Annotated in this window: 4 protein-coding genes and 1 riboswitch; of the genes, 3 read left to right on the forward strand and 1 reads right to left on the reverse strand. The window is 27.4% G+C overall.

The genetic code is table 4. The annotated features are described in order from the left end of the window. Positions 1-202: 202 nt before the first annotated feature. Positions 203-1129: a deoxyribonuclease IV gene (locus EHV01_RS02900; protein ID WP_422066125.1), complete on the forward strand. Its 927-nt coding sequence runs from the start codon at positions 203-205 to the stop codon at positions 1127-1129. Positions 1130-1131: 2 nt separating this feature from the next. Next, positions 1132-1605 (forward strand): dual specificity protein phosphatase family protein, encoded by a 474-nt coding sequence (locus EHV01_RS02905; RefSeq protein ID WP_400249101.1) that lies wholly within the window; start codon positions 1132-1134, stop codon positions 1603-1605. Between the two features lie 204 nt (positions 1606-1809). Here EHV01_RS02905 and ispG read toward each other — a convergent pair whose 3' ends face one another. Continuing rightward, positions 1810-2925 (reverse strand): flavodoxin-dependent (E)-4-hydroxy-3-methylbut-2-enyl-diphosphate synthase, encoded by a 1116-nt coding sequence (ispG, locus tag EHV01_RS02910; protein WP_422066126.1) that lies wholly within the window; start codon positions 2923-2925, stop codon positions 1810-1812. Between the two features lie 540 nt (positions 2926-3465). Further along, a riboswitch (purine riboswitch) is annotated at positions 3466-3565 on the forward strand. Between the two features lie 84 nt (positions 3566-3649). Between ispG and EHV01_RS02915 the strand changes: the two genes are divergently transcribed. Beyond that, positions 3650-5041 (forward strand): BMP family ABC transporter substrate-binding protein, encoded by a 1392-nt coding sequence (locus EHV01_RS02915; protein ID WP_422066127.1) that lies wholly within the window; start codon positions 3650-3652, stop codon positions 5039-5041. Positions 5042-5496: the final 455 nt, after the last annotated feature.

Genomic DNA, 5496 nt, shown 5'->3' on the forward strand with positions numbered 1-5496 from the left:
ATATTTAAATAAAAGACATAATTAATTAAAATTATAATTTGCTATTAGTATCTTTTTAAAAATATTTACAATTATTTTAATAGGTTATGCAAGAAGTCTATTGTTTTTTTCGTTAATCATTTTGATCCTTTCATAAATAAGTTATTTTTCTTATCTTATATATGATATTATAAAATTAATTAGAAAAAAAGGAGACCTTAAAATGAAAGATTATAATTTAATTATAGGAAGTCATGTTAGTATGAACAAGCAGCAAAATTATTTGCTTGGTGCTTTAAATGAAAGTTTAAATAATAATGCTAATGCAATGATGATTTATACAGGACCACCCCAAAATACTATTCGCGTTAGTACGGAGCAATTTTTTATTCCAGAATTTTATCAACAATTAAAAGAACATCATTTTGATATCAATAATATTATTATTCATGCTCCTTATATTATTAATTTAGCAAACACAACTAATCCTAGTACTTTTGAAATAGCTGTTGAGTTTTTAAAAAAAGAAATTACTCGTGCTGATGAAATTGGAATTAAAACAATTGTTTTACATCCTGGAAGCGCAGTTGGTGCACCAGAACAAGTTGGATTAGATCGCATTATTGAAGGATTAAATTTAGTTTTAACACCTAATCAAAAAGCAAAAATTGCTTTAGAAACAATGACTGGTAAAGGAAGCGAATTAGGAACAAATTTTACACAACTAAAATATATTATTGATAATGTTAAATTAAATGATAAATTAGGAATCTGTTGAGATACTTGTCATATGCATGATGCTGGTTATCGCTTGACAGAAGCATTAGATGATATTATTATAGAATTTGAGCAATTAATTGGTTTAAACCGGTTATTATGTTTACATATTAATGACAGTAAAAATCCTTTAAATGCCCATAAAGATCGGCACGAAAACATTGGTTATGGTTACTTGGGATTTGAAACTCTTTTAAAAATAATTTATCATCCTAAATTAGATGGGATGATTAAGATTTTAGAGACACCATATGTAGGAGAAAAGAATCATGCATTTGCTCCTTATAAGGATGAAATTGCGATGATTAAGGCAAAACATTTTACTGACCCATTTCAACAAAATGGTAAAATAAAAATAGATTTAGGAGAATAAAAATGTCCGCAAAGAAAATTATCGATAATTTGTATCTTGGTGATCGTCATAGTGTTCCACAAGATGCTGCGTTAGTAATTAGTTGTGCTGAAGAAATTTATCGCGAACAAATTCAAAAATATAATATTAAAAATGATAATCAAGAATATCTTTGAATTGATGACAAACATGTTTATTTTAATTTTAAGGATTATCCAACATTACAAGAATTAGATCGTAATATTGTAATTCAAGCATTAAAGATTATTGATAATAATATTAAAAATAAAAAAATTTATGTTCATTGTGTTTGAGGAATTAACCGTAGTGCATCAATTGTTTTTATGAATTTAGTAGCAAAAGGATACATTAATCATGATGACTTTGATAGTGCATTGGAGCAATTTGAACGAATTTATCCCTATATCAATCCAAATCCAGGCTGGTTTGATTTTTTGCTAAATGAGTTTCCATATAGTCACTTAATTTCGAATTAAAAAAACTAGGTAATTACCTAGTTTTTTAACGTTTATTTTTACAACACTCACATTTTTTATTAACACAATCTGTACAAGAAATACAAATTAAGCAAGAACGACAACCAACTTTTGGTTTACTACAAGTACGACACGAAAAACAATCATGATTTTTTGCGGGACAACACATATTCATATCATTTACCTCTATTTTCTTTCCAATTTTTATTTTATCATAAAAGGTTTTATTATTGTTGAATGTTTTTTTTTTTTTTTTTGTTGTCATTCTTGATAATATTCATCAATTAATAGTTTTAATTCTGGAACAAGATCTTCTTGTTTACATGATTTATAAATTTTACCTTTTTTAAAAATAATTCCACCATTTTTACCACCAGCAATTCCTAAATCAGCTTGTTTAGCTTCTCCTGGACCATTAACAACACAACCTAAAATGGCAATTTTTAATGGAATTTTTAAATCTTTTGTATATTCTTCTAATTCTTTTACAACGGGGAAAAGGTCATATTCTAAACGACCACATGTTGGGCAAGCAATTACATCAACAATGTTATCATAAAGTCCTAATGAATTTAACATTCGTTTAGCAACTTCCACCTCCGCTATTGGATCAGTTGATAAACTAATTCGGATCGTATCACCAATACCATTAAAAAGAAGCGGTGACAAACCACTACATGATTTAATTGTTCCGGTATTATGACTACCAGCTTCAGTAATCCCTAGATGAAGGGGATAATTTCATTCTTGACTAGCTAAGGTATAAGCTTCAATTGCCATTAATGGTTCGGTTGCTTTTAAAGATAAAATAATATCATAAAAACCAAGATGTTCTAAAATTTCAATATGACGACGAGCACTTTCAATCATTGCTTTAGGAGTTCAACCATATTTATTGACAAGATCTAATGGCAAACTACCAGAATTAACCCCAATTCGGATTGGAATCTTTTTTTCAAGACATTTTTCGACAACTTTTTTTGTATTTTCAATACTCCCAATGTTTCCTGGGTTAATTCTAATTTTACTAATACCAGCATCAGCAGCAATTAAAGCAAATTCATAATTAAAATGGATGTCTGCAACTAATGGACAAGGAGAACGTTCAACAATTGTTTTTAAAACAGCAGCATCATCTTTTCCTAAAACAGCAATTCGAACAATTTCACAACCTTCTTGATATAGTTGCTTGATTTGCGTTAAAGTAGCTTCAACATCGTGTGTTTTTGTGTTAGTCATTGATTGAATAACAACTTTATTTTGTCCGCCAATTTGAACATTACCAACCATTACTTTTCGTGTATTATTTCGTTTATTCATTTTTTGCACGTCCTTATCTTTTTAATCTTTTTGGTATGTTATTGTAAATGGTGGGGGAAATTCTAAACACCAGTAGGGGATTAAAATTCCACTAATAAACAACCCAGTACTTTAATTTATTACAAAATTGTTACCTAAATCCTTTAAAATAATTTCAAAATAATCATACGACTAAATGCAAAGAAATACAAGACTAAAATTAGTTTTTCATTATTTACGCTGTTTTGTTTTAATTTTATTTCAATTTTGTTCTAAAATGTAAATTGTAGAATAAAGTACAACAAATTTAAAAAAATCTAAAAAGTTATTTAAATCTTATTGAATTTTATTTTTTGAACTATATAATAATAAATGTCTAGGGAAGTATAAGAATTGTACTTTTATTAAATTAATAATAAACAGCACAAGTTTAGCCCTATCAATATGACCATACTTTGTATTATATTATCTTATACTTCATGGATACCCTAAAAAACAATCTCACCCGGGTTGTTTTTTTATTTTAATTGCTTTTTGATAAAAAAGAAGTTATGATATAAGTATAAAAATAAATGATATACCTGTATATACTAGTAATATGGTCTAGTGTTTCTATGTCTTACCATTGGAAAAAGACGCTATAGGTTAATGCTTTTGCTTTTTAAACATTAACCACTCATTTTAATGAAAAACCAGGTTGATCTTTTTGTTTTTACAAACATTAAGTAAAAAAGGAGCAAAAAATATGAAACGAATTTTACAAAGTTTGATGATGATAAGTATCATTGGTACTTCAGTGAGCAGTGTTTTTGCTTGTGTAAAGAAGTATAATTTTGATAATAGTATTTGGGTTATTACTGATGGGGGAACTGTAAATGATCTTGCTTTTAATCAATCCGCATGAGAGGGAGCAAGTAAATATGTTTTTGCACAAAAAAATCAAATTGTTCCACCACAAAATTGAAAAAGTTCAAACTGACGAGCAAGTTACTTTGAATCAGTTAGTCAAACGCCTGGTGATTATAAAAATGCTTATATTACATCTTCAATTGCAGGAGCAAAAACACTAGTTTTACCTGGTTTCAACCATGGTAATACCATTGGTTGAGCAGCGGGTTTAGTTGATAATATTATTTATATTGATGGAAGTAGTCAGAACATTCATCTTAATATTGACCAGAAGACACCATTAGCAAAAAATATTATTGGAATTACTTATCAAGCTGAAGCTTCTGGTTTTTATGCGAGTTTAGCAACAAGCATTTATTTAAATGCGCACCAAAACGAATATAATGGACACTTAAAAGTTGGTAGTTATGGTGGGATGGATAATCCAGTTGCTGTTTCAAATTATATATGAGGTTTTTTAGTTGGAATTGATTTATTTAATACTATTATTAATTCTTCAGTAAATAGTAAATGAAATAATATAAAACATGATATATTAAACCAAGTCCAAAATATTAATCCAGAAATAACAACTTTACAATCAATTGTTAAAGTGCAAAATGTTTTAAAACAGAATGAATCATGATTTTCACAATCATTTCAAGCTGGTGATGGAAAAATTATTAGTGATGAATTATTAGCTCGTGGCGCTCGTATTATTTTTCCGGTTGCTGGTGCACAAGTTCAAGATACAATTAATCAAATTAAAGTCAATGCTAAGATAGTTGGTGTTGATACCGAACAATCTAAAATTTATGGCGAAAATTATGTTGTGACTAGTGCTTTAAAACAAATTGCCACTTCAACTTTTGATGCATTAAAAAATATTTATTCAGCACAATGTGGGTATGATGCACAAAATAATATATGAGATGAGACAAAACAAACAAGTAATTGTTGAATTAATACTGACCAAACTTCTCTTGACCATCCAAGTTGAACAGGGATTGAAACAACAAAATGAGTTAAACAAGATTTAGTTGATTTTTTACATAATACAACTGATGATCATCGCAAAGATACTTTGTTTGATAAGATAGTAAAAATATTACAATATGCTTACAAAAGTGGAATTGATAATCATGCCCCAATTTTCGCACAAAATTTTACAAATACTTTACAAAATACATATGAAACACAAACAAAATTAAAAAAATATTTATTAGCAGCAATTGAAAAGGTGTTATAATTTTCTTAAGGCTTATTCATCAACTAAAAAATTATTGTAAGCAGTTATTTACAAATAAGAAAGTAGAATAATAAGATGAAAATAATTAATAATTTAAATAAACATTTTTTTAATCCAACAACTGATGATTCTGATGATGAGAAAACATTTGAAGTTAGTGAACAAAATAAAAAAAATCAAAAGTAATAATCAAGATATCACACAAAATAATGAACCTTTGAAAAATGATTTTTTAAAGGCACCGTGTAAGTGAAATGCAACAAATCAACTCAGAAAGAGGTTAATTTTTTATTGAAAAGAAACATTATTTTATTTTGTGGTCCTTAGTAACTCTAAGTATGGAAAAGATAATAGACTTCTTGCATAACCTATTAAAATAATTGTAAATATTTTTAAAAAGATACTAATAGCAAATTATAATTTTAATTAATTATGTCTTTTATTTAAAAATTTTA

Origin of the sequence: Spiroplasma sp. hy2 (assembly GCF_044714365.1) — a bacterium.
GTDB lineage: Bacteria > Bacillota_I > Bacilli_A > Mycoplasmatales > Mycoplasmataceae > Spiroplasma > Spiroplasma phoeniceum.